The 22,488-nt window shown below is 72.6% G+C and carries 19 protein-coding genes and 1 pseudogene; 2 read left to right on the top strand and 18 right to left on the bottom strand.

Going from position 1 to position 22,488, the window contains the following annotated elements; all coding sequences use genetic code 11:
* The first annotated feature begins 94 nt into the window (after positions 1–94).
* Entirely contained in the window at positions 95–751 is a 657-nt protein-coding gene (locus ACWEFL_RS32620) for a TetR family transcriptional regulator (RefSeq protein WP_451719758.1), read from the top strand.
* 118 nt (positions 752–869) lie between these two features.
* Here the strand turns inward: ACWEFL_RS32620 and ACWEFL_RS32625 are convergent, their stop codons facing one another.
* On the bottom strand, positions 870–1,517 hold the full coding sequence (locus tag ACWEFL_RS32625) for a ScbR family autoregulator-binding transcription factor (RefSeq protein WP_451719761.1): 648 nt from the start codon (positions 1,515–1,517) through the stop codon (positions 870–872).
* A gap of 489 nt (positions 1,518–2,006) precedes the next feature.
* Between ACWEFL_RS32625 and ACWEFL_RS32630 the strand changes: the two are divergent.
* A pseudogene (locus ACWEFL_RS32630) lies at positions 2,007–2,907 on the top strand (telomere-associated protein Tap); the annotation flags it as partial.
* Here the strand turns inward: ACWEFL_RS32630 and ACWEFL_RS32635 are convergent.
* From ACWEFL_RS32635 to ACWEFL_RS32715, 17 genes are all read right to left on the bottom strand, one after another.
* Complete coding sequence (locus ACWEFL_RS32635) at positions 2,844–3,938, bottom strand: prephenate dehydrogenase (RefSeq protein WP_451719811.1); 1,095 nt, start codon at positions 3,936–3,938, stop codon at positions 2,844–2,846. The pseudogene ACWEFL_RS32630 and the gene ACWEFL_RS32635 sit on opposite strands and share 64 nt — an antisense overlap.
* Before the next feature lie 186 nt (positions 3,939–4,124).
* Entirely contained in the window at positions 4,125–5,366 is a 1,242-nt protein-coding gene (locus tag ACWEFL_RS32640) for an ATP-grasp domain-containing protein (RefSeq protein ID WP_451719764.1), read from the bottom strand.
* Positions 5,367–5,434: 68 nt separating this feature from the next.
* The gene (gene ddaH / locus ACWEFL_RS32645; protein ID WP_451719767.1) at positions 5,435–6,277 is read right to left on the bottom strand and encodes a dimethylargininase; all 843 of its coding nucleotides are present in this window, start codon (positions 6,275–6,277) and stop codon (positions 5,435–5,437) included.
* Positions 6,278–6,326: 49 nt separating this feature from the next.
* Positions 6,327–7,514, bottom strand: a complete 1,188-nt coding sequence (locus ACWEFL_RS32650; protein WP_451719770.1) for an acyl-CoA dehydrogenase family protein — start codon at positions 7,512–7,514, stop codon at positions 6,327–6,329.
* A 2-nt stretch (positions 7,515–7,516) separates the two neighbouring features.
* Positions 7,517–8,104, bottom strand: coding sequence for a flavin reductase family protein (locus ACWEFL_RS32655; RefSeq protein WP_451719773.1), 588 nt, complete (start codon positions 8,102–8,104; stop codon positions 7,517–7,519).
* Positions 8,105–8,139: 35 nt separating this feature from the next.
* A complete protein-coding gene (locus tag ACWEFL_RS32660) occupies positions 8,140–9,495 on the bottom strand; it encodes an FAD-binding oxidoreductase (RefSeq protein ID WP_451719776.1) in 1,356 nt (451 codons plus the stop codon).
* Positions 9,492–9,836 carry a hypothetical protein gene (locus ACWEFL_RS32665; RefSeq protein WP_451719778.1) on the bottom strand — a complete coding sequence of 115 codons (345 nt, stop codon included), beginning with the start codon at positions 9,834–9,836 and terminating at the stop codon, positions 9,492–9,494. Before ACWEFL_RS32665 ends, ACWEFL_RS32660 begins: the two co-directional genes overlap by 4 nt.
* Positions 9,833–11,131, bottom strand: coding sequence for an ATP-grasp domain-containing protein (locus tag ACWEFL_RS32670; protein ID WP_451719781.1), 1,299 nt, complete (start codon positions 11,129–11,131; stop codon positions 9,833–9,835). Before ACWEFL_RS32670 ends, ACWEFL_RS32665 begins: the two co-directional genes overlap by 4 nt.
* The gene (locus tag ACWEFL_RS32675; protein ID WP_451719784.1) at positions 11,128–12,201 is read right to left on the bottom strand and encodes an NAD(P)/FAD-dependent oxidoreductase; all 1,074 of its coding nucleotides are present in this window, start codon (positions 12,199–12,201) and stop codon (positions 11,128–11,130) included. Before ACWEFL_RS32675 ends, ACWEFL_RS32670 begins: the two co-directional genes overlap by 4 nt.
* A gap of 1 nt (position 12,202) precedes the next feature.
* On the bottom strand, positions 12,203–13,741 hold the full coding sequence (locus ACWEFL_RS32680) for a class I tRNA ligase family protein (RefSeq protein ID WP_451719787.1): 1,539 nt from the start codon (positions 13,739–13,741) through the stop codon (positions 12,203–12,205).
* Positions 13,738–14,109, bottom strand: a complete 372-nt coding sequence (locus ACWEFL_RS32685) for a cupin domain-containing protein (protein ID WP_451719789.1) — start codon at positions 14,107–14,109, stop codon at positions 13,738–13,740. The genes ACWEFL_RS32680 and ACWEFL_RS32685 overlap by 4 nt, the downstream gene beginning before the upstream one ends.
* Positions 14,109–15,395, bottom strand: a complete 1,287-nt coding sequence (locus ACWEFL_RS32690) for a lysine N(6)-hydroxylase/L-ornithine N(5)-oxygenase family protein (RefSeq protein ID WP_451719792.1) — start codon at positions 15,393–15,395, stop codon at positions 14,109–14,111. Before ACWEFL_RS32690 ends, ACWEFL_RS32685 begins: the two co-directional genes overlap by 1 nt.
* 171 nt (positions 15,396–15,566) lie before the next feature.
* The gene (locus tag ACWEFL_RS32695) at positions 15,567–16,880 is read right to left on the bottom strand and encodes an XRE family transcriptional regulator (protein WP_451719795.1); all 1,314 of its coding nucleotides are present in this window, start codon (positions 16,878–16,880) and stop codon (positions 15,567–15,569) included.
* A 285-nt stretch (positions 16,881–17,165) separates the two neighbouring features.
* Positions 17,166–17,993, bottom strand: a complete 828-nt coding sequence (locus ACWEFL_RS32700) for an isocitrate lyase/PEP mutase family protein (RefSeq protein WP_451719798.1) — start codon at positions 17,991–17,993, stop codon at positions 17,166–17,168.
* Positions 17,994–18,103: 110 nt separating this feature from the next.
* On the bottom strand, positions 18,104–19,423 hold the full coding sequence (locus ACWEFL_RS32705; RefSeq protein ID WP_451719801.1) for an MFS transporter: 1,320 nt from the start codon (positions 19,421–19,423) through the stop codon (positions 18,104–18,106).
* 133 nt (positions 19,424–19,556) lie between these two features.
* A complete protein-coding gene (locus ACWEFL_RS32710; RefSeq protein ID WP_451719803.1) occupies positions 19,557–21,419 on the bottom strand; it encodes a copper resistance CopC/CopD family protein in 1,863 nt (620 codons plus the stop codon).
* Positions 21,420–21,570: 151 nt separating this feature from the next.
* Positions 21,571–22,380, bottom strand: coding sequence for a dimethylarginine dimethylaminohydrolase family protein (locus ACWEFL_RS32715; RefSeq protein ID WP_451719806.1), 810 nt, complete (start codon positions 22,378–22,380; stop codon positions 21,571–21,573).
* Positions 22,381–22,488: the final 108 nt, after the last annotated feature.

Consider the following 22,488-nt stretch of genomic DNA (forward strand, 5'->3'; position numbering starts at 1 on the left):
GCGGTTTGTTGGTCTAGGATGGTGAGCCCCCGGCAGAGCCCCGGCTCGGCCCTGCCCACGTGCCCCCCTGTCCCCGCCGTAACGGAGCGCCGCGATGGCCCAGCAGGAACGCGCGGTCCATACGCGCGACGCGTTGATCGAGTCCGCCGCCGAGATGTTCGACCGGTACGGCTTCGCACGGGCGTCCCTGTCCGCGATCAGTGCCCGCGCCGGGGTGAGCAACGGAGCGCTGCACTTCCATTTCGGGTGCAAGGCATCCCTCGCCGACGCGGTGAGCATCGAGGCGGTGCACCGACTCGCGCGGATCACCGGCAGCGGGGACCGGGTGCCCGGCGGGGCCCTGCAACTGCTGATCGACGCCACGCACGCCGTGGTACGGGGGCTGGGCCGCGACGCCGTCCTGCGCGCCGGCTTCGACCCCGGCCGGCACCTCGGGTCACCGGGCCCCGCCGCGGGCGCGCGCCGTATCTGGAGGGCCTGGGTCGAGGACGTGCTCGTCCGGGCCGACCGGGAGGGGGCGATGGCGCGGGACGTGACGGCGGCCACGGTGGCGGCCACGGTGGTCGCCGTCACGATGGGGTTCGGGGTCCTGAGCAGGCAGGACGGGTACGACGGATACGAGGACCGGGAGGGGCGCGACGGGCAGGTGGGCGCCGTCACCTGGTTCTGGGGACTGCTGCTGCCGGGGCTCGCGGCGGAGGCGGTCCTCAACGACCTGGTGGCCTCCGGCACCCCCGCCGGGGCGTACTGACCCTGCCGGGGCCGCCGCCGGGACAGGCGTCCGCCGTGCTGTCACCACCGGTCCCCACCCGGCACCGTAGGGCCGGCGGTCGTGACGTCCCGCCCGGGCCCGTCACGGCCGCGGCGCCCTACCCGTTCTGGGCCCCGGCGCTCCCGAAGACGGCGGGCGTGCCGCCCGGTTCGAGGGTGCGGAGCACCTCCGGCAGGGCCAGACAGGGCAGGAAGAGCCGCCAGAACGCGGTGAGCGCCGGGGTGGAGAACCACGCCGGGTCCTCTCTGCCGAGCAGCTCGAAGCCGGTGGTCGCCGCGACGATCACGGCGACCGCGCCGGCCTGCCCGGCCTGGTCGGCGAGCAGGCCCTCGTCGGCGGCCTCGGTCAGCAACTGCCGCACACACAGCTGCCATTCCTGGTTCAGGTCCGGCCCGGTGCGCCGGGGGGCCTCGTAGCTCAGCTGGACGCCGGCGCGCGCTACCACGTCCCAGCGCAGCCGGGCCGCCAGGGCGTGCGAGATGTTCATCAGCCGCTGCAGCGCGTTCATGCCGGGTCGCTGTGCCAGCCAGGCTTCCCGGCGCAGGCTCGCACCCGCCGCCGCCTCCACGGTCGAGGCCATCGCGGCCTTGTTCTCGAAGTGGAAGTGCAGCGCGCCGGGGCTGACGCCCGCACCGGCGCTGATGTCGGTCAGTTTCGCCTGAACGTATCCGTGCCGCTCGAACGCCTCAGCCGCGGACCGGATGAGTGAGTGGCGTGTGCGAGCGGCACGTTTCTGTTTTGTCACGGGTGCTCCTTGGCTCAGGGGCTACACCTGGAGTTATAAAACCAGCATAGCGGTTTCTTAGGGCTCTCGACCCCAAGGGTTTCCGCCGACCGGCAAGGTGCCGCCTGTCGTCTTGTCCCCTGCGGGCCGCGACTGGCGGGAGGCCGTCCGGGGGAGTGTGTGGGTGGTTGTGCCGCCGGAGGGTCTTGAAAACCGCCACGTTGGTATGATTATCTGTCGGAGGGGCCGGTCGCCGTCGGCTCCGTCGGCTTCCGGCACGAGCAGGCGCTTTCCCGGCCTCCCGGTCCGGACCGGCTCCCGTGGTCGTGCCCACATCCCCCGAGGCGCGACCGCGGGAGCGCTGTCCTCCGGGCAGGTCCCGGGGGGCTTCGGCCACCGGCTCCGGCGGCGTTGTGGCCTCCCCGCCTCCGCCCCGGAGCACCCCGGCGCCGCTCCGCGGTTCGACGACCTCCGCCCCGGCCTGTCGGCTCCGTGGCCGAACGGCCCGGCGCCTTCGATCTGCCGCCGGCGGAGCTCGCCCGCGTCCTCGGCACGTACGCCACCCGCGTTCTCACCCCGCGCGGCTCCACCGCCGTCTCCGGCCTGGAGCTGATGACCGCTCTGCGGCCGCCGACCCGCGCCGCCCAGGACGCGGCCGGTGCCTGGGTCCCGGCGCCCAACCCGGGCGCGCTCGGTGCCGTGGTTGATCCGGCGCCGCCGGAGGCTCCGGCGGAGCACCCCGTCGCACAGGGCTGGGAGGGCGGCTTCCTCGACGAGGAGGCGTACCAGTGGACCCGTGACATCGACACTCTCACCGGGGCGGAGTGCGCCCTGCCGTACGCGGTCGGCCTGGACATCAACACCGCCTTCCTCGCCGCCGCCGCGAGACTGTCCGTCGGCCTCGGCGGCCCCGAGCACGTCCGCCGGCCGGTGTTCGACAAGAAGATCCCCGGCTCCTGGCTGGTCGATCTCTCCGGCGTCACGATCGACCCGCGTCTCCCGTCGCCGTTCACCCCGTCCGGTGTCCGCCCGTCCGGCCCGGCCTGGTACGCCACCCCGACCGTCGCCTACGCCGCGGAACTCGGCGCCGACGTCCGGCCGGTCGAGGCGTATCTGCGCCGCGAGTACGGGGCCTATCTGGATCCGTGGCACGACCGGCTCAAGGAGGCGTACGTGACCACGATGGCCGGCCTCGGCGTCCCGGTCGGCAAGAACGCCGACGAGCGCGCGTTCCTGGCGGCGATGGAACACCACAAGGAGAACGCCCCCGGCCTCGCCGCCGTACTCGCCGCGATCAAGTCCACCGGGCGGCATCGGGAAACTCCGCGAACGCCCGCAGGGCAGGCACTACCGGGACGGCGAACGGTGGCCGGCCCTGCGGGCCCGCAGGCTGCGTGAGAGGGTCGGCGCCGACTCGGGGGTGACCAGGAGTTCCACCAGTCCGCTCGCCTTGCCCGGGGCGTGGTCGATGGAGACGTCCTCGATGTTCACCCGGGACGCGTCGATGTCGGCGAAGAGCCGCGCCAGCTCGCCGGGCTGGTCACCGACGAGGACCGAGACCGTCACATAGCCGGTCTTGGGCGCCCCGTGCTTGTTCGGCAGCCGGTCGCGGCCCGTGTTGCCGCTGCGCAGCAGGCCGAGCAGCGAGTCGGCGGCCGCGTCGGACTCCGCCGCGTCGCCGGCCGTGAGGCCGCGCAGGGCGGTGATGGCGGTCTCCAGGTCGCGGGCGAGGGCGGTCAGGTGGTCGGCGACCGAGTCGGCGTTGGACGCCAGGATGTTCAGCCACAGCCGGGGGTTACCGGCGGCGATCCGGGTGACGTCCCGTACTCCCTGGCCGGCCAGCGCGATCTCGGAGTCCGCGGCGGTCTCCAGGCGGGCCGCCATCAGACTGGCCACCAGGTGCGGGGTGTGGGAGATCAGGCCGACCGCGGCGTCGTGCTCGTCGGGGTCCATCACAAGCGGTTGCGCGCCGCAGAGGTCGATCATCGTGGCGACAGTCCGCCGGGTCAGCTCGGAGGTGGTGGGCAACGGGGCGAGGGCCCAGACCCGGCCCTCGAAGAGGTTGGCGCGGGCGGCGAGGGGCCCGGAGCGCTCCCCGCCGGCCATCGGGTGGCCGCCCAGGTACGAGCCGAGGTCGCAGCCCAGCGCGGCGGCCTCCCGCATCGGGCGGGACTTGACACTGGCGACGTCGGTGTAGGCATGGGCGAGTCCGCGCTTCTGTGCCTCGGCGAGGGTGAGGGCGAGGTCGGCCGGCGGCACCGCGAGGACGGCCAGGTCGACGGTCTCGTTGGGGACCTCGGCGATGCCCGCGCCGACGGCCGCCGCGGTGAGCGCGGCCATGGGTTCGCGGTCGACGAGGTAGACGGTGACGCCCTTGGCGGTCAGGGCGAGCGCGATCGAGGTGCCGATCAGCCCGGTTCCGATGACGGCGGCGGTACGCAGCATGGTGGCTCCTGGGAAGTCAGGGGGGTGGGGCCGGCCACACGGGACCGGGGAGAGGGGTCGTGCGTCCGGCGAGCCGGAGGGGCGGGCGGGGGCCCGGGGGCGGGGCGGGCCGTGACCGCCGCACGGCCGCCGCCCTCGTTTCACGCCCGGTGACACTGTCCGCCGGTGATCGGTCGGTGCTGATCAGGCGGTGGTGATGCGGACGGCGCCGGCCACGGCCTCGGCGTTGCGCAGGGCCTGCGCCGAGGTGGTGCCCCGGGTCATCACCGAGCCGACCCGGTCCCAGGAGCTGGACAGTTCGCGCACGGTGTCCCCGGCCTCCAGCGGCAGCGAGAGCGACAGCACGCCGGGCAGTCCCCGGGCCTCCTCGACGCCCTCGACCGAGACGACCTCGCCGGGCGTGGCCTCCAGGAAGCGCACCGCGGCGCCGCCGGCGGCCTTCCGGGGCAGCGGTTCGGGCCGCTCGCCCAGCATGACGGTGTAGAACGCCCCGGCCAGGTTGATCCGGTACGCCTCCTCGATCAGCATCGGTATGCCGTCGCCGGGGAACCGGCCGGCGCATTCGACGAGGTAGGGACGGCCGCCGCTGACGATCCACTCGCAGTGCACCATGCCGCTGCCGAAGCCGACCGCGCGCAGCACCGCCTCGGTCTGGGCGACCAGCAGCGCGGACAGCTCGTCGGAGATGCCGGCGGCGGGGATGGTGTGCCCGAGCTCGATGGGGCGCGGCCCGGGGTAGAGGAGTTTGCCGGTGACGTTGGAGAACAGCACCTCGCCCTCGCGGACCAGGAACTCGACGCTGTACTCGTCGCCGTGGACGTACTGCTCGATGAGCATCCGCAGTTCGCGCTCCCGGTCGGGGACCCGGTTTCCCTCGTCCTGGCTGACGCACTCGGTCCAGGCGGCGTCCAGGCCGTCGAGGGAGTGCAGCACCTTGGTGCCGACGGAGGCCTGCCGGTTGGAGGGCTTGAGGACCAGGGAGCCGGGGTGGGCGGCGGCGAACTCGCGGACCTCGTCGACGGACTCGACCTCGCCGGAGGCCGGGTTGAGGACGCCGGCGGCCCGGGTGACCCGGCGCAGCAGCGACTTGTCCCGCATGATCTGCGCGGCTCCGGCGCCGGCCCCGGGCAGCCCGTACCGCTCCGCCAGCCGGGCGGCGAACGGGGTGGCGTACTCGACGAGCGGGGCCACGACGGCCGGGTCGAGGTCGGGATAGGTGCTGTAGAACTCGTCGGCCGAGGCGGGCAACTGGTATTCCCACTCGATGAGTTCGCGCAGCATCGCAGCGCCCTCCAGGGCGTTCTTGACGTCGCACTTGCGGATCACGTCCGGCTCGTCGATGACGATCACCGAGCCGGGGGCGAACTCCTTGATGTGGGGGAGGACGTTGACGTAGCCGACGATGATCCAGGGCTGCTCGGTCATGGTGCTTCTCCTTACGGGATCGGATTCGGGGTCGGATACGGGATCGGTGGGGGCCGGGCGCGGGCAGATCAGCGGCGGATCTCAAGCGTGCAGCACTTGACGCTGCCGCCCGCCTTGAGCAGCTCGGACAGGTCCACGTGGTGGGTGCGGTAACCGTGGGCGCGGAGTTTGGCGGCCAGCGCGGTGGCGGGCTCGGGGAGGATGACGTCGCCGCCGTCGGAGACCAGGTTGAGCCCGAAGACCAGGGCGTCCTCCTCGTCGGCGAGGACGGCGTTCGGGAAGAGGGCCCGCAGCACCTCAAGGCTCTCGGCGTCGAAGGCGCCGGGGTAGTAGACGATCTGGTTGTCGTCGAGCGCGGCCAACGCGGTGTCCAGGTGGTAGAAGCGGGGGTCGACCAGCCTCAGGCCGAAGACCGGCCGGCCGAACAGGGCGCGGGCCTCTTCCTGCGAGCGGGGGTCGGAGCGGAAGCCGTTGCCGGCCAGTACGGTCCGGCCGGTGGGCACGTAGTCGCCCTCGCCCTCGCTGGTGAAGGCGGCCTGGACCACTTCCGGGTAGCCCTGCTCGGCGAACCAGGCGGCCCACAGCGCGGCCTCGGGGCGGCGCTCGGGGTGGCGGTAGCGGGAGACCAGGACCTTGCCGTCGACGACGACGGCGCCGTTCGCGGCGAAGACCATGTCGGGGAGCCCGGCGGCGGGCTCGATGGTGCGGACGGTGTGGCCGAGCCGCAGGTAGAGGTCGCGCAGGTCCTCCCACTGGGCGATGGCCAGGGCTCGGTCGGTGGGTTTCGCGGGGTCCATCCACTCGTTGATGCGGTAGGTGACCTCGAAGTGCTCGGGGCGGCACATCACGTACTCACGGGGGCGCGAGGAACGGGGGGCCGGGGCGGTCCCGGGCGCGAGGGGAGCGGTCATGGCGGGGTCCTTTGCGAGACGAGGGGCAGTTCGAGGACGCCGGTCGGGGTCAGCCGGTGATCCCGAGGCTGAGCGGGAAGCTCGGCCGGCGGTCCAGGAGGTGGGCGCCGGCGGACTGCAGGATCTTGTCCTGGGCCACCACGTGCTGGCACATCGTGATGGTGTCGCGGAGCCAGCGGTCGAGCGGGCTCGACTTGTAGATCGCGGAGGTCTGCATGATGTCGTAGAGGCGCATCACGATGGAGCGGGCGGTGCGGAAGGCGTGCAGCCGGGAGAGGGGGAGCGCGGCGCGCTCCTCGGGGGTGAGGTCGTCGAGGGTGCCATGGGCGGCCAGGACGTCCCACTGGCGGTTCATCGCGCCGTAGACCGCGCTGCGGGTGGCGTTGAAGTCGGCCTCGCACTCGGCGAGGGTGACCTGCACCCGCCAGGCGTCGGCCCAACCGGTGCCGGTGGGGGCGGACTTGGCCTTCACCTGCTCGCGGACCCAGTCCAGGGCGGCGCGGGCGACGCCGAGCGGAACGCCGGGCATGTTGCGCATGTGGACCTCGGGCTGGGCCAGCGGGCCCTCGCCGTTGCGGACCTCGCCGAAGGTGAGCGTGTGGCCGTCGGGGACGAAGACGCCGTGGATGGCGTAGTCGCAACTGCCGCTGCCCGAGAGGCCGGTGGTGTGCCAGGTGTCGATGATCTCGACGTCGGCCCGCGGCACCATCAGCAGGATGGAGTCGGGGGAGCCGTCGACAAGCAGCGGGGCCCCGTCCTGGTGGATGAAGGCGCCGGAGATCACCCAGTCGGCGTGGGTGATGCCGCTGCCGAACTGCCACCGGCCGGTCAGCCGGTAGCCGCCCTCGACGCGCTCGGCGCGGCCGGTAGGGAAGAGCAGGCCGGCCGTGGACATGTCCAGCCGGGGAAACATCTCCTTGGCGACCGTCTCGTCGAGGAACGAGGCGTACAGGCCGGAGTCCATGCCGATCATCGCGGCCCAGCCGGCCGAGGAGTCGCCGTAGGCCAGCGCCTCGACCACCTCGGTCTGCTCGACCGAGGTCAGTTCCGGGCCGCCCCACGCCTTGCTGAAGCCCATCCGGAACGCGCCGGTGGCGCGGACCAGCTCGACGACGTCGGCGGGGAGCCGGCGGTTCTGCTCGATTTCGGCCGCGCGCTCCCGCAGCTGGGGAGCCAGCGCCTTGGCGGCGGCGAGGATGCCGGCGGCGGTGTTGGGGACCGCCTGGGTGTTCGTCATGGTCAGGACTCCTTGGTCTGTGCGGCCGGGGCGGTCTGTGCGGTGCGGGCGGCCGGGGCGGTCTGAGTGACCTGGGCGGTCCCGGTGCTCCCGGCGGCCTGTGCGCTCGCCAACTGCTGGAAGGTGCCGTGCAGGAAGAGCAGCGGGGGCTGCTCGTCGCGGGTTCCGGTGGCGACCACCTCGCCGATCACCATCGTGTGGTCGCCGAGGTCGAAGCTGTCCCAGAGCACGCACTCCAGGCCGCTCTGCGCGTCGAGCATCAGGGCCCCGGTGGCCGGGCCGGGGCCGGCCCGAAGGGCGGCGACCGTCTCGGCGCGGTCGCTGCGGCTCCTGGCGAGCTGCCGGGCCACCGTCTCGGCGTCGCGGTCGAGGATGGAGATCGCCCACTTCTTCGTCGCGAGCAGTTCGTCGAGGAACTGGGAGCCGCGGCGCAGCGAGAGGGAGATCAGCGGCGGTTCGAGGGACACCGAGGTGAGCGAGTTGAGCGTGACGGCGTCGTGGGCGCGGACCCCGTCGTGGTCCGTGTAGGTCGTGGCGACGCAGACGCCGGTGGCGAAGTTGCGCATCGCGCTTCGCAGATCAGGTGACATGCCGTTTCTCCTCGACATCAGGGACATCGGAGTCATCAGATGGCCTGGTTGAAAGTGAAGACCCGCTGGGGGTCGTAGCGGCGCTTGATCTCCTGGAGCCGGTCCAGGTTGGGGCCGAAGTAGGCGGCCTGGGCCTGCGGCAGGTCGGGGTCGGCGAAGTTGACGTAGGAGGCGTCCCTGGCGTGCGCGCCCATCGCGGCGTGCAGGTCGGTCAGCCAGTCGAGGTTGACGCGGCGGACGTCGTCGTCGTCCTCGGTGGACCAGGAGGTGTCCATCGAGATCAGGAAGAGCACGTCCCGGTGCGGGAAGGCGGTCTCGGTGACGGGCACCCGGTTGATGGCCCCGCCCCAGGTGAACAGGGCGACGCCGGCCCCGTCCGGGTTGCCGCTGCCGGGCCACTTGCGCAGCGCGACGAGCAGCGTCTCCACCCCTTCCGCGGTGAGCGGCTCGGTGACGGTGCGGGTGCGGACCGCGAAGGGGTCGCCGGAGGTCTCGTGGTGCAGGAAGTCCTTGGCCTCCCAGTAGCTGCGGTTCTCGATGTCGACGGTGGAGGGGGAGCCGACCGCCAGGGCGGGCGCGAGCAGCTCGCGCAGCTCGGCGGCCGACCCCAGGTGCTGGCCGATCACCGACACGTTGCCGTCCTCCACGCCGGACCGGCTGACGCCGATCCGGGCGGAGAAGCGGTCCGGGGCGTCCCGCATGATCTGCTGCATCACCGGCAGCACGGCCTCGGCGTCGTTCAGCGGCCACAGCAGGAGGCAGGTGGAGCTGGCGACCGCCGGCCGGGCCTGGAAGGTGAAGAGGGTGTTGATGCCGAAGTTGCCGCCGCCGCCTCCCTTGCAGGCCCAGAACAGGTCGGGGTGGCTGGTCTCGTTGCAGGTGACCAGGGTGCCGTCGGCGAGCACCATCTCCGTCTCCACCAGGGAGTCGCAGGTCAGGCCGAAGGCCCGGGAGACCGCGGCGACGCCGCCGCCGAGGGTGAGCCCGCCGATGCCGACCGTGTCGGAGTTGCCGAGCGGCACCGCCAGGTCGTGACGCTGGAGTTCGGCGTAGAGCTGCCCGGAGCGGACTCCGCCGCCGACCGTGACCAACTCCCGCTCGATGTCGGTGGTGATGGTGTCGAGGCTGTGCAGGTCGATCACGAGCCCGGTGGTGGCGGCCTGACCGGCGTAGCTGTGGCCGCCGCCGCGGGCCACCACCGGCAGCCCCTGCTCGCGGGCCCAGGCGAGGCCCTGGACGACGTCCTCGACCTCGGCCGCCGAGAGGACGCCGGCCGCCCGGACGTCCGCGTAGCGCTTGTTGAAGGCGCTGCTGTTCTCCTCGAAACCGGGCTCGCCCGGCAGTCGCACCGTTCCCCGGACCCGCTCCCGCAGGCCCTCCCAGCCGGTCATCGCGTGTCCTCCGTATCCGTCACTTCGGCCAGGTACGACACGCCGGTGTCCGCGTGCGGTCCGTACCGCTCCCACTCCTCCCGCAGCACCAGCACGCCGTCGGCGTCGCGCTCCGGGGTGCTGACGGCGTGTCCGACGATCACGTCGCCGCCGTCCGTGACCATCGTGTAGGCGAACCGGAGGACGCCGTCGGGGCCGCAGATCCCGTTCACGCTGCCCCGGCGGATCGGCCCGCCGGCGAAGGTCGCCCAGACCAGGTCCTCGGTCTGGAGGTAGCGGGTGGTCACTCCGTCGTCGGCGGCCAGCTTGCGGAACCGGCGCCCGTTGTAGTCGACGTTCACTTCTCCACGTCCAGGAGTCCGGCCGGCATCTCCAGCCGTGCCCTGATGTCCTTGCGCTCCAGCGGGTCCGCGTCCAGGCCGACGGCCGACAGGGCGGCCCCGAGCCGGTCGGCGCACTCCTCGGTGGACTCGCCGGTGCAGACCACGAAGGAGTGCCGGGCCAGGTAGCCACCGGGCGGGAGGCGCAGTTCGGTGCCCGGCTCGACCATCGGGGAGGCGGTGACCAGGCCCGGCAGACCGGTCGGCACCCGTATCTCGCGGACGGTCACGTCCTGCTCCGGGTAGCCGAAGCGGATGCCCGCGACGCCGTGTCGGCTGAAGGCGAGGTCCGGGCGGTGTCCGGCCGCGACCTGCACCAGCAGCTCACCGGGGTCGATCCCGGTGGCGATCCGGCCGAGGAAGGGGATCAGGTCCCCGCCGAGCCGGCCGTTGATCTCGATGATCACCGGGCCGTAGGAGGTGAGCTTGACCTCGGCGTGGGTCATGCCGTTCTCGACGCCGAGCACCTCGTGCGCCTTGGTCAGGACGTCGGTCAGCTCCGGGTCGTGCAGCAGCGGGTCGGCCGCGTCCACCACATGGCCCACCTCCTCGAAGTACGGGTGGTGGCCGGTCTCCTTGCGGGCGATGAACATCACCCGGTACTCGCCCTGGTGCACCACGCCGTCGATGCTGATCTCGGGGCCATCGGCGAAGCCCTCCACGATCGCCCCGCCCCGGTAGGGCTCGTCGCCGACCAGGCTGGCGTTGGAGGCGACGGTGTAGGCGCGGTCGAGCCGGGTCTCGTCCTGGGCGAGCACCACGCCCATCGAGGCGCCCAGCGCCCGCGGCTTGACGACCACCGGGTAGCCGATCCGGGCGGCGGCCTCGCGGGCCTGCTCCAGGCTGTCGGTGAGTTCGAAGCCGGGCTGGGGGAGCCCGGCGGCGGTCAGCCGGGTACGAGTGCGGTGCTTGTCCCGGCAGCCCTCGACGCCGGCCAGGCCCAGGCCCGGCACACCGAACTCGGCGGCCAGTTCGGCGGTCGGCATGACCAGCGGCTCGTCGTAGCAGAACAGTCCGACCACGGTCCGGCGGCCGGCTATCTCCCGGGCCGCCTTGCGGAGTTCGTCGTGGTCGAACACGTTGACCACGGTGATCTCGTCGAAGTAGGACTGCTGCCAGACGGGCTTGAGGTTGTTGACCAGAACCAGCTTGAGGTCCAGCTCGGCCGCCCGGCGGGCGGCGGACTCGATCAGGTACTCGCGGTAGACCTTGAGTCCGCTGCCGATCACCAGCAGCACACGGTCGTCGGTGCTCATGTCGTCTCCTCCCGGGAATCCGTGCTGAGTGCTTCGAGAATGCGTTCGGCCACCAGCGGTGCGGTGCGGAAGCCGTCGCCGCCGCTGGCGGTCCTGGCCCAGGTGTGCGGGCCGATCCGGTTCAGGTGCGCGGCGCCGGTCTTGGCGTCCAGCAGGTAGTGGCAGCGCTTGACCGCCATCACGGTGTAACGGTCGGGTTCGGCCAGGATCGGTTCGAGCAGGACGTGCTCGGCCCACTCGCGCTCCTCCTCCGGCGTGCCGGCGGTGACCATGTCCGCCTCCCGGCAGGCCGAGGCCGAGCTCATCTTCAGGAGCGTGCCGTCGCCCGGGGGCAGCAGCCAGGCCATTCCCTCGGCGCCGATCCGGCCGATTCCGGGGGTGTTCGCCCAGACGCCGTTCAGCTGCTCCGGGGGCTTGAGGTAGACCAGGGTCTGCCGGTGCAGCACCATCGACAGGTCGACCAGGTTCTTCGACCAGGGGCCGGTGGCGATCAGGGTGAGGTCGCCGCCCAGCGTCTCCGCGTCGGGCAGGTGCACCTCGCCGGTCTCCGGGTCGACCGCCTTGACCTCCTGCCAGGGGCGCAGGGTGACGTTGGGCTGCTCGGTGAGCCAGCGGGCGATCACCTGGAGGGCGCGGTCGGCGAGCAGGATGCCGCCGTGGCGTTCGAGGATGCCGACGGTGCCCGGCGGGAACCGGACGTGCGGGACCTCGTCCGGCGGTACCACGTCCACCGGCAGGTTGGCCGCCGACGCCGCCGCCAGGACCGCGTCCATCTCGTCCTCGGCCCAGGCGGTGATCATGCCCACCCGGCGGTAGAACTTGACGCCGACCATGGCCTCCAGGCCCATCCAGCGGCGGTGTGCCACCGCGATCCGCCTGGAGGAGGCGAGGTCGGCCGGGTCGAGCGCGCGGACCGCCCGGTGCTGGTCGAAGGAGGTGGAGCCGGGGTTGGGGATGGCGTCCCGGTCGAGGACGGTGACGTGGTGCCCGGCGAGCGCGCACCGCACCGCGGTGAGCAGGCCGGTCACGCCGGCGCCGACGACCAGGACCCGCTTCGCGTCGGGGTTCATTTCACGCCGCCTCCGTGCCCAGCCGGGGGAGGTCGGCCACGGTGATCGAGGTCGTGGAGTCGCCGGCCGTCAGCCGGGTGTCGACCCCGGCCCGCTCGGCGAGATCGATCAGGATCGGCGCCGCGTTGCGGAGCACCGCGAGCGCCTGGTGGACGAAGTCGCCCGCCCGGTCGTCGGTCACCTCCCAGCGGTCGAGACGGCCCAGCTGCTCGGCGAGCGTCTCCGCGGCCCGGCCGAGGCTGAAGTCGTCCGGGGAGAAGGCGGCGGCGAACCGCTCGGTGATCCGGTCGGCCGCCGCACGGGATGCGGCGGACACCGGCAGGGTCTGCCCGGTCCACCGGCCGGCCTTGGCGGCCACCCGGTTCCACGGCTCGACGAGCCGGGCCCCGGTGACGGCGGCCACCGCCGACCAGCCGAAGTTGGTCCGCTGGTTCTCCGGGCTGGTGGCGGCCAGGTGGTAGCGGCCCACGTCCCGCGGCAGCCGGTCGGCGAACTCCCGCCCCCAGACCAGGTGGCCCCGGCTGGTGGAGAACTTGCGGTGGTCCAGCTCGTAGAACTCGTTGGTGACGAACCGGGTGGGCAGGGCGTACCGGTCGTGCAGGGCGAGCAGCATGGCCGCCCCGGCGATGGCGAAGGGGAAGGTGTTGTCGAAGCCGAGGAAGTAGACGACCTCGGTGCCGGACTCGGGCCACCAGAGCTGGTCGTCGGCCGCCACCACCTCGCCGCGCTCCTCGGCGGCCAGCACGGTCGTGAAGATGGACCAGGCCATCGTCTCGGCGTTGGGGTTGACGCTCTGGCCGGGAACCTCGGCGAAGGGGGCGGGGATGCCGCCGCCGACCGGGTAGGTGAGGGGGAAGTCGGGCAGCGGGCGGGCCAGCATCTCCCGGACGGCCTGCGCCATGTGCGGCCGCAGGGCGGCGCCGCTGCTCGCGAAGTACTCCCGCAGCTGTTCGCGGTACTCCTCGAGCGGAAGCACCAGGATCGGCACCTCGCGCAGTTCCAGGACCTCGTCGGGGTTCTCGGTGGAGCGGGGGGAGATCAGGTCGCCGGCCGCCAGCGGGTGGCCGCAGCTCTCGCAGAGTCCGGCGCAGCCCTCGGCGAGGCAGTTCGGGCAGCCGCCGGAGACGAAGCCGTCGACCAGGTAGGCGCCGGTGCCGGGGGAGTAGGGGAAGAGGGTGGGGCGCAGGACCAGCTTTCCGGCGTCGTGGAGCAGGCTGACGAAGTGCAGTACCTGCTTGGTGAAGCGCTCCTCGTCGCGGGTGAAGCCGTCCACGGCGATGCCCATCGCGGCGAGCGTGGACTCGATCTTCGCGGTGGAGTCGGCGACCAGGGCCTCGGGGGTGACGCCGAGCCGGCGGGCGGTGGTGACGACGAAGGTGGAGGTGTCCTGCGCGCCGGTGCCGAAGACCACGTCCCGGCCGACGGCCCGCTGGTGGCGGGTGAAGACGTCGGCGGCCAGGAACGGTCCGGCCAGATGGCCCAGGTGCAGGTCGCCGTTGGCGGTGGGGGCGGGCGATATCACCGCCACGCGCTTGCTCATGTGGTGGCTCCCTTCAGGTGGCGGGAGAGGAAGGTCTCGGACATGTCGGAGTCCCACCAGATGCTGTAGTAGTCGAAGTCGCCGTCGGAGTCGTTGACGACCTTGTGGGTGCAGCCCGGCGGGAGGTGGACGATGTCGCCGGCCACGAACTCGTGCTCGGCGCCGTCCACCACCAGAGCGGCCCGGCCGCTCATCGCGATGAAGATCTCGTACTCGTGGTGGTTGTGCGGGGTGGACTCGCCGCCGGAGCGGACGACGCACCAGGCGCCCTCGAAGGGGGCGTTGAGGACGCTCCAGGGCTTAAGACGCTCGCCCTCGATGCCGTAGGCGGGGGTCAGTTCCGCGCGGTTCAGTCGTCGGATCTCCATCAGCGCATCGCCGCCGACGCCGAGACGCTGCGGCGGGCCAACAGGTCGGTGGTGATCTCGTGCGACCGCTGGGCGAGCACGCTGAGCAGCGAGTCGGAGATGCCGTGCGTCGCCTCGTTGAAGCCCTGGAGGTAGAGGCCGGCGGCCCGGGTGTCCTCGCCGAGGTCGACGCGGTAGTTGCGGTTGGCCTCGATGTGGTCGACGCCGGCCTGCGCGGCCAGGCTGCGGACCATCGCCGGCATCCGCTGGTCGTAGCCGGTGCCGAGCAGGACCAGGTCGCAGCGGAAGGACTCGACGCGGCCGGTCTTGCGGTCGCGCAGTTCGAGGACGACTTCGCCGTCCTCCTCGCGGGAGGAGACGATCTCGGTCATCGAACGGACGGCGGAGCGCTGGGAGTTCGACAGTTTCTGCTCGTAGAGCATCATGTACGTCTCGTCCAGGAACGGGGCGGCCAGACCGGCGTAGTTGGTCAGGCGCATCTCGTCGAGGATCTGCCTGCGGGCCGCGGGGGAGCCGGCGTGGAACTCGTCGATGAAGGACGGGAAGAACAGCTCGTTGACGAACTTGCTGGTCTGGTAGTTCATCAGGCCGATCGAGCGGTGCACCAGCGTCGGCTGGCTGAGCGGCAGGTCCTTGTGGACCGAGACGAACATCTCCGCGGCGCTCTGCGCGGCCCCGATCACCACCACCCGGACCGGGCGGTCCATCGGGTACTGGGCGATCCGGGTGGTGTACTCGGTGCTGTGGATGACCCGATCGCGCGGCAGGTCGGCGAACTCGGCGGGGATGTGGGCGTCCCGGCCGGTGCCCACCACCAGGTCGCGGGTGTCGATGGTGTCCCCGTCGGGGAGGGTGACGCGCCAGCCGATCACGGTTCCGTCGTCGGCCTTGCGCGGAGTGACACTCTGCACGCGGGAGTTGTAACGGACCTGCACATGGTCGAGGGAGCGGGCCACCCACTGGAGGTATTCGGATATCTCCCGCCGGAAGGGGTTGAAGGTCCCGAGGTTGATGAACTCGTCGAGCCTGCCCTTGGCGTGGAGGAAGGAGAGAAAGGAGAAACGGCTCTGCGGGTTGCGCAGGGTCACCAGGTCCTTGACGAAGGAGACCTGGCTGCGGGCGAACGGCAGCAGCAGGTTCCGCTGCCACTGCACGTCCGGGTGCTGCTCCAGGATCAGGGTGTCCGACGCGAGACCGGTTGCGCCGGACTCCTCGATCGCCACCGCCAACGCCAGGTTGGACGGGCCGGCGCCGATCGCCAGGACCTCGACCTCTTGGTTCGTCATGCTCTGCCACCTCGCTACTCGTCCTACCGCCCGTTCGAGCGATCAGGTGAACCACCCGTTCTGTTGTTCGGATGCGTTCGATAGGACGAGTACAGCGAGGGGCGAATTTGATCGACAGGCTTGACCGGCGAGGGCGACCAATCGCCGCTTGAGCGGCGGTCATGGGAGGGGTCAGGCCGAGTGGCGGACCTCCGGGCGGGGCCGCATCCGGAGGAAGGGCGCGGACCGGCGGGGCAGCAGGTTGTGGGCGGGTTCGCGGTCCTCGACGAGGGCCTGGGCCAGCGGGTCGAGCCGGTGGGAACCGAGCGTCTCGGTGGGCCTGAGCATGCCCGCCTCGACCAATTCGTCGATCAAAAGGTCGGCGCCGGCCAGGATTGATTCGTCGGCCCGCACCTCGGGGTGGGGCAGTTGGGCCAGCCGGTCGAGCAGGTCGCGGGCCTGGTCGCTGAGTTGGAGGTGGGCGGAGTTGAGCACGTCGCGCATGGAGAGGTCGCCGACGCTGAGCCAGTCGAGCAGTACCTCGGGCCGGTCGAGCCGGTTGACCGCCCAGCGCAGCGAGGTGCCGGGGCGGGCGAGGAGCTTGCGGGTGGCGATGTCGAGCGCCAGCGGCAGGTCGCCGCAGAGTTCGGCCAGCCGGTCGGCGCTCGCCGGGTCGGCCTGGGCGCGCTCGGGCAGCCCGCGGGCGATCAGGGCGAGCGAGTCGGTCCGCGGCAGCGGTTCGAGCCGGACCCGGTGCACGTCGCGCAGGCCGAGCAGCGAGGAGCGGCTGACCACCAGGGTCGTGCTGGTCGCGGAGTCGACGAGGAGCGGGCGGACCTGCCGCTCGCAGTGCACGTTCTCCAGGAGCACCAGCACCCGGCGCCGGGAGAGCAGGGAGCGGTAGAGCCCGGCCCGCTGCTCCGGGGCCGACAACTGCTCGGCCGGCACGCCGAGGGCCGTGAGGAACCCGGCGAGCAGCGCCGGCACGTCGTAACCGCCCTCGGGTACCGGGCCCACGTCGGCGTAGAGGTGGCCGTCGACCTTGTCCGGGGCCAGGGTGTGCGCGTGGTGCAGGGCGAGTTCGCTCTTGCCGACGCCGACGGGGCCGCTGATCACGACCGGTCCGGTCGGGACCGCGGCGAGCCAGCGCAGTTCCGCGCCGCGGCCCACCAGACCCAGCGGGCGCGGGGGCAGTTGGAAGGGACCGTGCGGCGCGGGGTCCCGGGGCACGGGCCGGGCCACCGGCGCGTGCTGTCCCGGTGTCCGGGACGCCGGGATCCGTGCTGCCGGTATCTGTATCGGCGGCGCCGGCTGTGCCGCCGCGGGGCGGGACTGCGCCACCCCCGTGCCGGCCCTGTCGGCCGCCTCCAACCAGCGCCGGCGCCACACCTCGCGGTCGCCGTCGCAGGCGGCGACGTAGGCCAACGCGACCTGGAGGGTGGGCAGTCGATGCCCGTTGGCCGCACTGGACAGCACCGACGCCGAGTACATGGCGGTCGTGGCCATGTCTCGGTAGGTCGGACTGCCGGCCTCGATCCGAAGACGGCGCAGGCGGCTCGCGAATACCGCGACAGCTCCGCCCGAGACGTCCACTGGTTTCTCCGGCCTCCCCATGTTCATCCCCTCATCTGTCGTATACGTGCTGAAGGATTAAGTACCGGACGACGTGTGTAAGCGCTGGGCACTGCCCGTGAAGGCGCCGGACCGGGAAGCGGGCCGGTCGGATGTCACCGGCCGGCCCTCGCTCCGTCTCCGGGCGTGTGCTCAGACTGTGCGGTTACCGCACCCGTCTCAACGGCTGAAGCTGCTGTTCACCGCGCCGAAGTCGAGCGCGCCGGACAGCGTGTCGTAGGTGCCCCGGCCGATCAGCTCGGCCGCGGCGCGGTGGGCCAGGGTGTAGGCGGACTGGGCGACGGCGGTGCCGACGCTGACGCGGCGCACACCCGCCGCCTCGAACTCGGCGACGGTCGGCGCACCGGGGCCGGCCATCACGTTGAGCGGCAGCGGCTGGCCGGCGACCAGCTCGGCGATGACGGTGAGGTCGAGCAGACCCGGCACGAACAGGCTGTCCGCTCCGGCTTCCGCGTAGGCGGCGGCGCGGGCCAGTACGTCGGCCGGCCGGCCCTCGGGGTCGCCGATCCCGAAGAGGAAGACGTCGGTGCGCAGGTTGACGACCAGCCCGGGCAGTCCGGCCGCCTCGGCCGCCTGGCGGGCGGCGCGGATGCGGGCCGCCTGCTCCTCGGCCGTGAAGAGTTCGCCGTTCGGCTGGGAGTCCTCAAGGTTGACCCCGACGACGCCGGCCTCGATGACGGCGGTGACGGTCGCCGCCACGTCCTCGGGCGCGGGACCGTACCCGCCCTCGATGTCGGCGGTCACCGGGACGTCGACGGCGTCGGCGATCCGGCGGACCAGAGCGGCCATCTCGTCCCGGGTGAGGGCCTGCTGGTCGGGCTTGCCGGCGGACCAGGACACTCCGCCGCTGGTGGTGGCGACGGCCTGGGCTCCGGCCTGGGCGATGAGCGCCGCGCTCCCCGCGTCCCACGCGTTGGGCAGTACCAGGACGCCCTTCTCGTGGAGTTCGCGGAGCGTGGCGGCCTTGGCCTGCTGGCTGTTCGTCATGAAGGCACCTTTCGGGAGAGAGGGATGTACCCGGCGGTCCGTCGCACTCAACCGGACCGCCGCGCGGAGCCACCTGGGCTCCGACGGTGGGGGGCGGCCGCGCGGCCGGTTCAGACGCGCGCGGACGGCTCGGTCGGCGCGGTCGGCGCGGTCGGTCCGGTCGGCGCCGGCTTCGCGAGCGGGGGCTCCTCGACCGCCGGCCGCTTCATGCGCAGCGAGAGGATCGCCGCGCCCATGCACAGGGCGCCCGCCACGTACCACGCGGGCGCGTAGGTGCCGAAACCGTCGCGGGTCACGCCGGCGGCGGTGGCGGCGAAGGCGGCGCCGATCTGGTGGGCGGCGAAGATCCAGCCGAAGACGATCGGGGCGGACATGCCGAAGTGTTCCCGGCACAGCGTGACCGTGGGCGGGACGGTGGCGATGAAGTCGAGGCCGAAGAGGATGACGAACACCAGCATGAAGCCGGTGACCTTGTCGTCGAAGAGCTGCGGCAGGATCAGCAGCGAGACGCCGCGCAGGATGTAGTAGACGGCCAGCAGTTTCCGCGGGTCGTAGCGGTCGGTGAGCCAGCCGGACAGGACCGTGCCGATGAGGTCGAACAGCCCGATCAGGGCCAGCAGTCCGGCGGCGGTGACCGCCACCATGCCGTGGTCGTGGGCGGCCGGGATGAAGTGGGTGGCGACCAGGCCGTTGCTGGTGGCGCCGCAGATCGCGAACGCGGCGGCCAGCGACCAGAACGCCTTGCTGCGGGAGGCGGTCCTCAGGCCGTCGACGGCGAGCCGCGCCGCGTTGCGGGTGGGCGGCGGCGCGGGCACGATCTCGTCCGCGCCGAACGGCGGGATGCCCAGGTCGGCCGGGTGCTCGCGGAAGAACAGCAGGATGAGCGGCACCGTCGACACGGCCACCAGGGACACCACGATCGCCGCGGTGCGCCAGCCGCCCGGCGTCTCGGAGAGCTTCGCCACCAGCGGCAGGAAGATCAGCGAGCCGGTCGCGGCACCCGCCGTGAGTATGCCGGTGACGAGCCCCTGCCGCTTGACGAACCAGCGGGTGCCGAGCGTGGCGACGAAGCCCAGGGAGATGGAACCGGCGCCCAGGCCGATCAGCACGCCCCAGAGCATGACGAGCTGCCAGGACGCGTTCATGAAGACGGTCAGCCCACTGCCGAGCGCGATCAGCGTCATGGCGGTGGCGGTGACCTTGCGCACGCCGAAGCGTTCCATGAGAGCGGAGGCGAAGGGCGCGGTGACGCCGTAGAGGGCGAGGTTGACGGACATGGCGAGGCCGATGGTCCCGGTAGACCATCCGAACTCGTCCTGCAGCGGCTCCACCAGGGCGCCGGGCGTGGCCCGGAACCCGGCAGCCGCGACCAGCGCGACGAATCCGATGGCCGCGATCATCCACGGCCAGACTTGTTTCTGACGAGTCATGTACTGAGCGTGATCCAGGTCGCACGCTTGCGGAAAGCGGAGCGGGGACACCTTGTCAGGTCCGCCCGAGGCCGCTCCGGCAGTCTCCCCGGCCCGGTGAGCCCGTTCCGCGAGGTCCGGCCCGGCCGGGCGGTCAGCCGCCGATCATCAGTTTCCTCGCCGCCGTGGTCTGGTCGATCTCGGAGGAACGCACGGTCAGCAACACCGTCCAGTCACCGGCCAGGGCGAGGGGGACCGTGCCCGACCAGCGGCCGGTGCCGTCCTTCCGCAGGGTCACGCGCAGCGGCCCGAGATCCCGGGCGGGCAGGGTGAAGGCCAGCCGGACCTCCGGCTCGTCGACCGGCTCCCCGTCCGCCGCGCGCACCCGCAGCACGACGTCGTAGCCGCCGTCCGGCGCGGGCGTGAGCCCGACCGTGGCCGTGCCCGACGCGTTCGGAGCGCGGCCGCCGGTGTCGAAGGGGATCCTGGAGGTGAGGGCCGGGGCGGCGGGGGCGCTCGCCGCCGGTGTGCGCGGCGCGGCCTGCGCCTGCGCGGTACGGCCGGGCGACGACGAGGTGAGGAGCGTGGTCACCACCAGCACGGCCACCGCCACGGCGGACTCCGCCAGGACGGAGCGGCGCAGCCGCGTCCGTGCGGGGGCGTCGGGGGTGTCGGGGGTGTCCTCCGGCGTACCGGCCGGAAGCTCGGCCGCCGGGGCGTGCCGGAGGCGGGCCAGCCGGGAGCGGGACACCCAGGCCACCGCCAGCATCAGCGCCACGCAGCCGACCTTGATCAGCAGCAGCTGTCCGTACCCGGTGCCGAAGAGGGCGTCCCAGGAGCCGACGTCGCGCCACGAGCGGTACGCGCCCGTCGCCGCCAGGACCGTCACGGAGGCGAGGGCCACCCGGGAGAAGCGGTCGGCCGCCGCCGGGCCTATCCCGTGCCGGAGCCCGGCCGCCAGGGCCGCCAGACCGCCCAGCCAGACGGCCATCGCCAGCAGGTGGAGCGCGGTCGCCGGCATCGAGAGCCAGACCTGAATCCCCTCGGCGGCATGGTCCGTGGTGACCCAGGTCGCCGCGAGCCCCACCGCCAGGAGCAGGCCGATCGCGCCCAGCCGCGCGGAGGAGGGGCGGACACCCTCGGCGACGGGCTGGCTCAACTGCCCGACCAGGAAGACCAGGTAGACGGCGCCCGTGACGAGCAGCAGCAGCCGGACGGTGAGCGCCACGTAGATCCGCTCGTCCACGTCGACGTGGACGGCCGCCGTTCCGGGGTCCGACGACGGAAGGATACCACTGCCCTGCTCGTACGGGCCGCGCAGCATCAGCAGCACGACGGTGGAGCCGAGCAGGCCGCCCCAGCCTGCCGCGAGCAACTGCCGCACCCGTAGCACGGACGCGCCCGCCGGCCAGCAGACCAGCACGAACGCCACCGCTCCCACCAGCAGAGCGAAGGCCCCGTAGCCGACGGTCCGCCCGGTGCCGTACAGGAAGGTGATCACGCCATCCGCGCGGGCGCCCCGGAGGTCGTCGACGGAGACGGCGCTGGCCGAGGGGGCGCCGACGGAGAAGGTGAAGGCGCCGCCGATCGGGTGCGAGTCCGCCGAGACGACCTGCCAGGCCACCGTGTAGGTGCCGTCGCCGAGGCCGTCCCGCAGCGCGACCCGCACGGTGTCGGACGTGCCGTCAGTGTGCCGGGGGTCGCCGGCGTCGACCCGCCCGCCCGCGGGGTCGAAGACGTGCAGCGACCCGGCGGGCAGCGTCACGCCCTCGCCGAAGGTGAGCGTGACGGCGGACGGCTGGGCGGCCAGCACAGAGTTCTCCGCCGGGTCGGTGGAGACCAGCGCCCCGTGCGCGGCGGCCTGGCCCGCGCCGCCGAGCAGCACCGGCAGGGCCATCAGCAGGGCGATCAGCGCGCCGACGGCCCGGCGGGCCCGGACGGATCCGGGGCGTGTTCCGAAGGTGGCGCCGGACGCCGCCGGGCAGGTGGAACTTTCGAAACGCGCCGTTGTGGTCATACCTGGACGCTGCCCCTCGGTGGGTGGTTCCCGCGCGGGCCTCCCGCGCGGAGCGGCGGCGAGCGGTGCTCGCCGCCGGCGGTGGACGGCCGGACCGTGGCGGCGGGTCCGGCTGCCCGGTGCCGACGAACTGCGCCGCGGACGGCGGGTGTTACGGACACGGCGCGGCCGGCGGGTTGTCCAGGGTCAGAGCTGTGCAGCGGATCCCGCCGCCGCCCTTTGCCAGCTCGGTCGTGTCGAGTTCGACGATCTCCAGACCGCGTTCGCGCAGCGCGGCGGCGAGGCGCGGAGCGCCCTGTGCCATCGTCACGGTCACGCCGTCGCTGACGAGGTTCAGCGCGAACCGCGCCGCCTCCTCGACGGATACCTCGATCAGGTCGAGGCCGAGCCCGCGCAGCGTCCGCACGCTGCCCTCGTCGAGGGCCTGCGGGCAGTAGGCCAGCGTCCGGGGGGAGACGACGCCGACGGCCAGGTCGAGGTCGTACCAGCGGGCCCTGGAGGTGCGCAGCGGCACCACCTCGTAGTCCAGCTCGCGGGCCAGCACGTCCAGCATACGGGCGTCGGTGCGCTGGCCGTGGGCCGCCAGCAGCAGGTCGCCGCAGGCCAGCGCGTCGCCCTGGCCGCTGAAGGCGTAGGGCGCGGTGACGACCTCGTACTGCCGCTCGGTCAGCCAGGCGCGGAAGTAGGGGATCTCGGCCCGCCGTTCGGGCGGCGGGGAGCCGAGGACGGCCCGGTCGCCGCGGATCACGGCGCCGTTCGCGGTGAACACCATGTCCGGGCACTCGGGCGCGGACGGCAGATACTCGATCTTGCGGCCAGCCGCGAGGTGGGCGGCAACGATCGCCTGGTGCTCGGCGAGCGTCGCCTCGGTGTCGGGCTGGATCGAGGTGTCCATGTACGGGTTGATCTCGTAGTCGACCCGGAAGTGGCTCGCATCGGAGACAAGCAGTTCGCTGTTCACGGTGCCCTCTCTGGTGGTCCGCCGGCGTCCGCCCGATCGGGCGGACGCCGGCGGGGGGTGGGGGGGGGGGTGGGGGGGGCGGAGGCGTAGATGAAAAGACAAAAAAAC

The sequence above is a fragment of the Streptomyces sp. NPDC004838 genome (assembly GCF_053600955.1).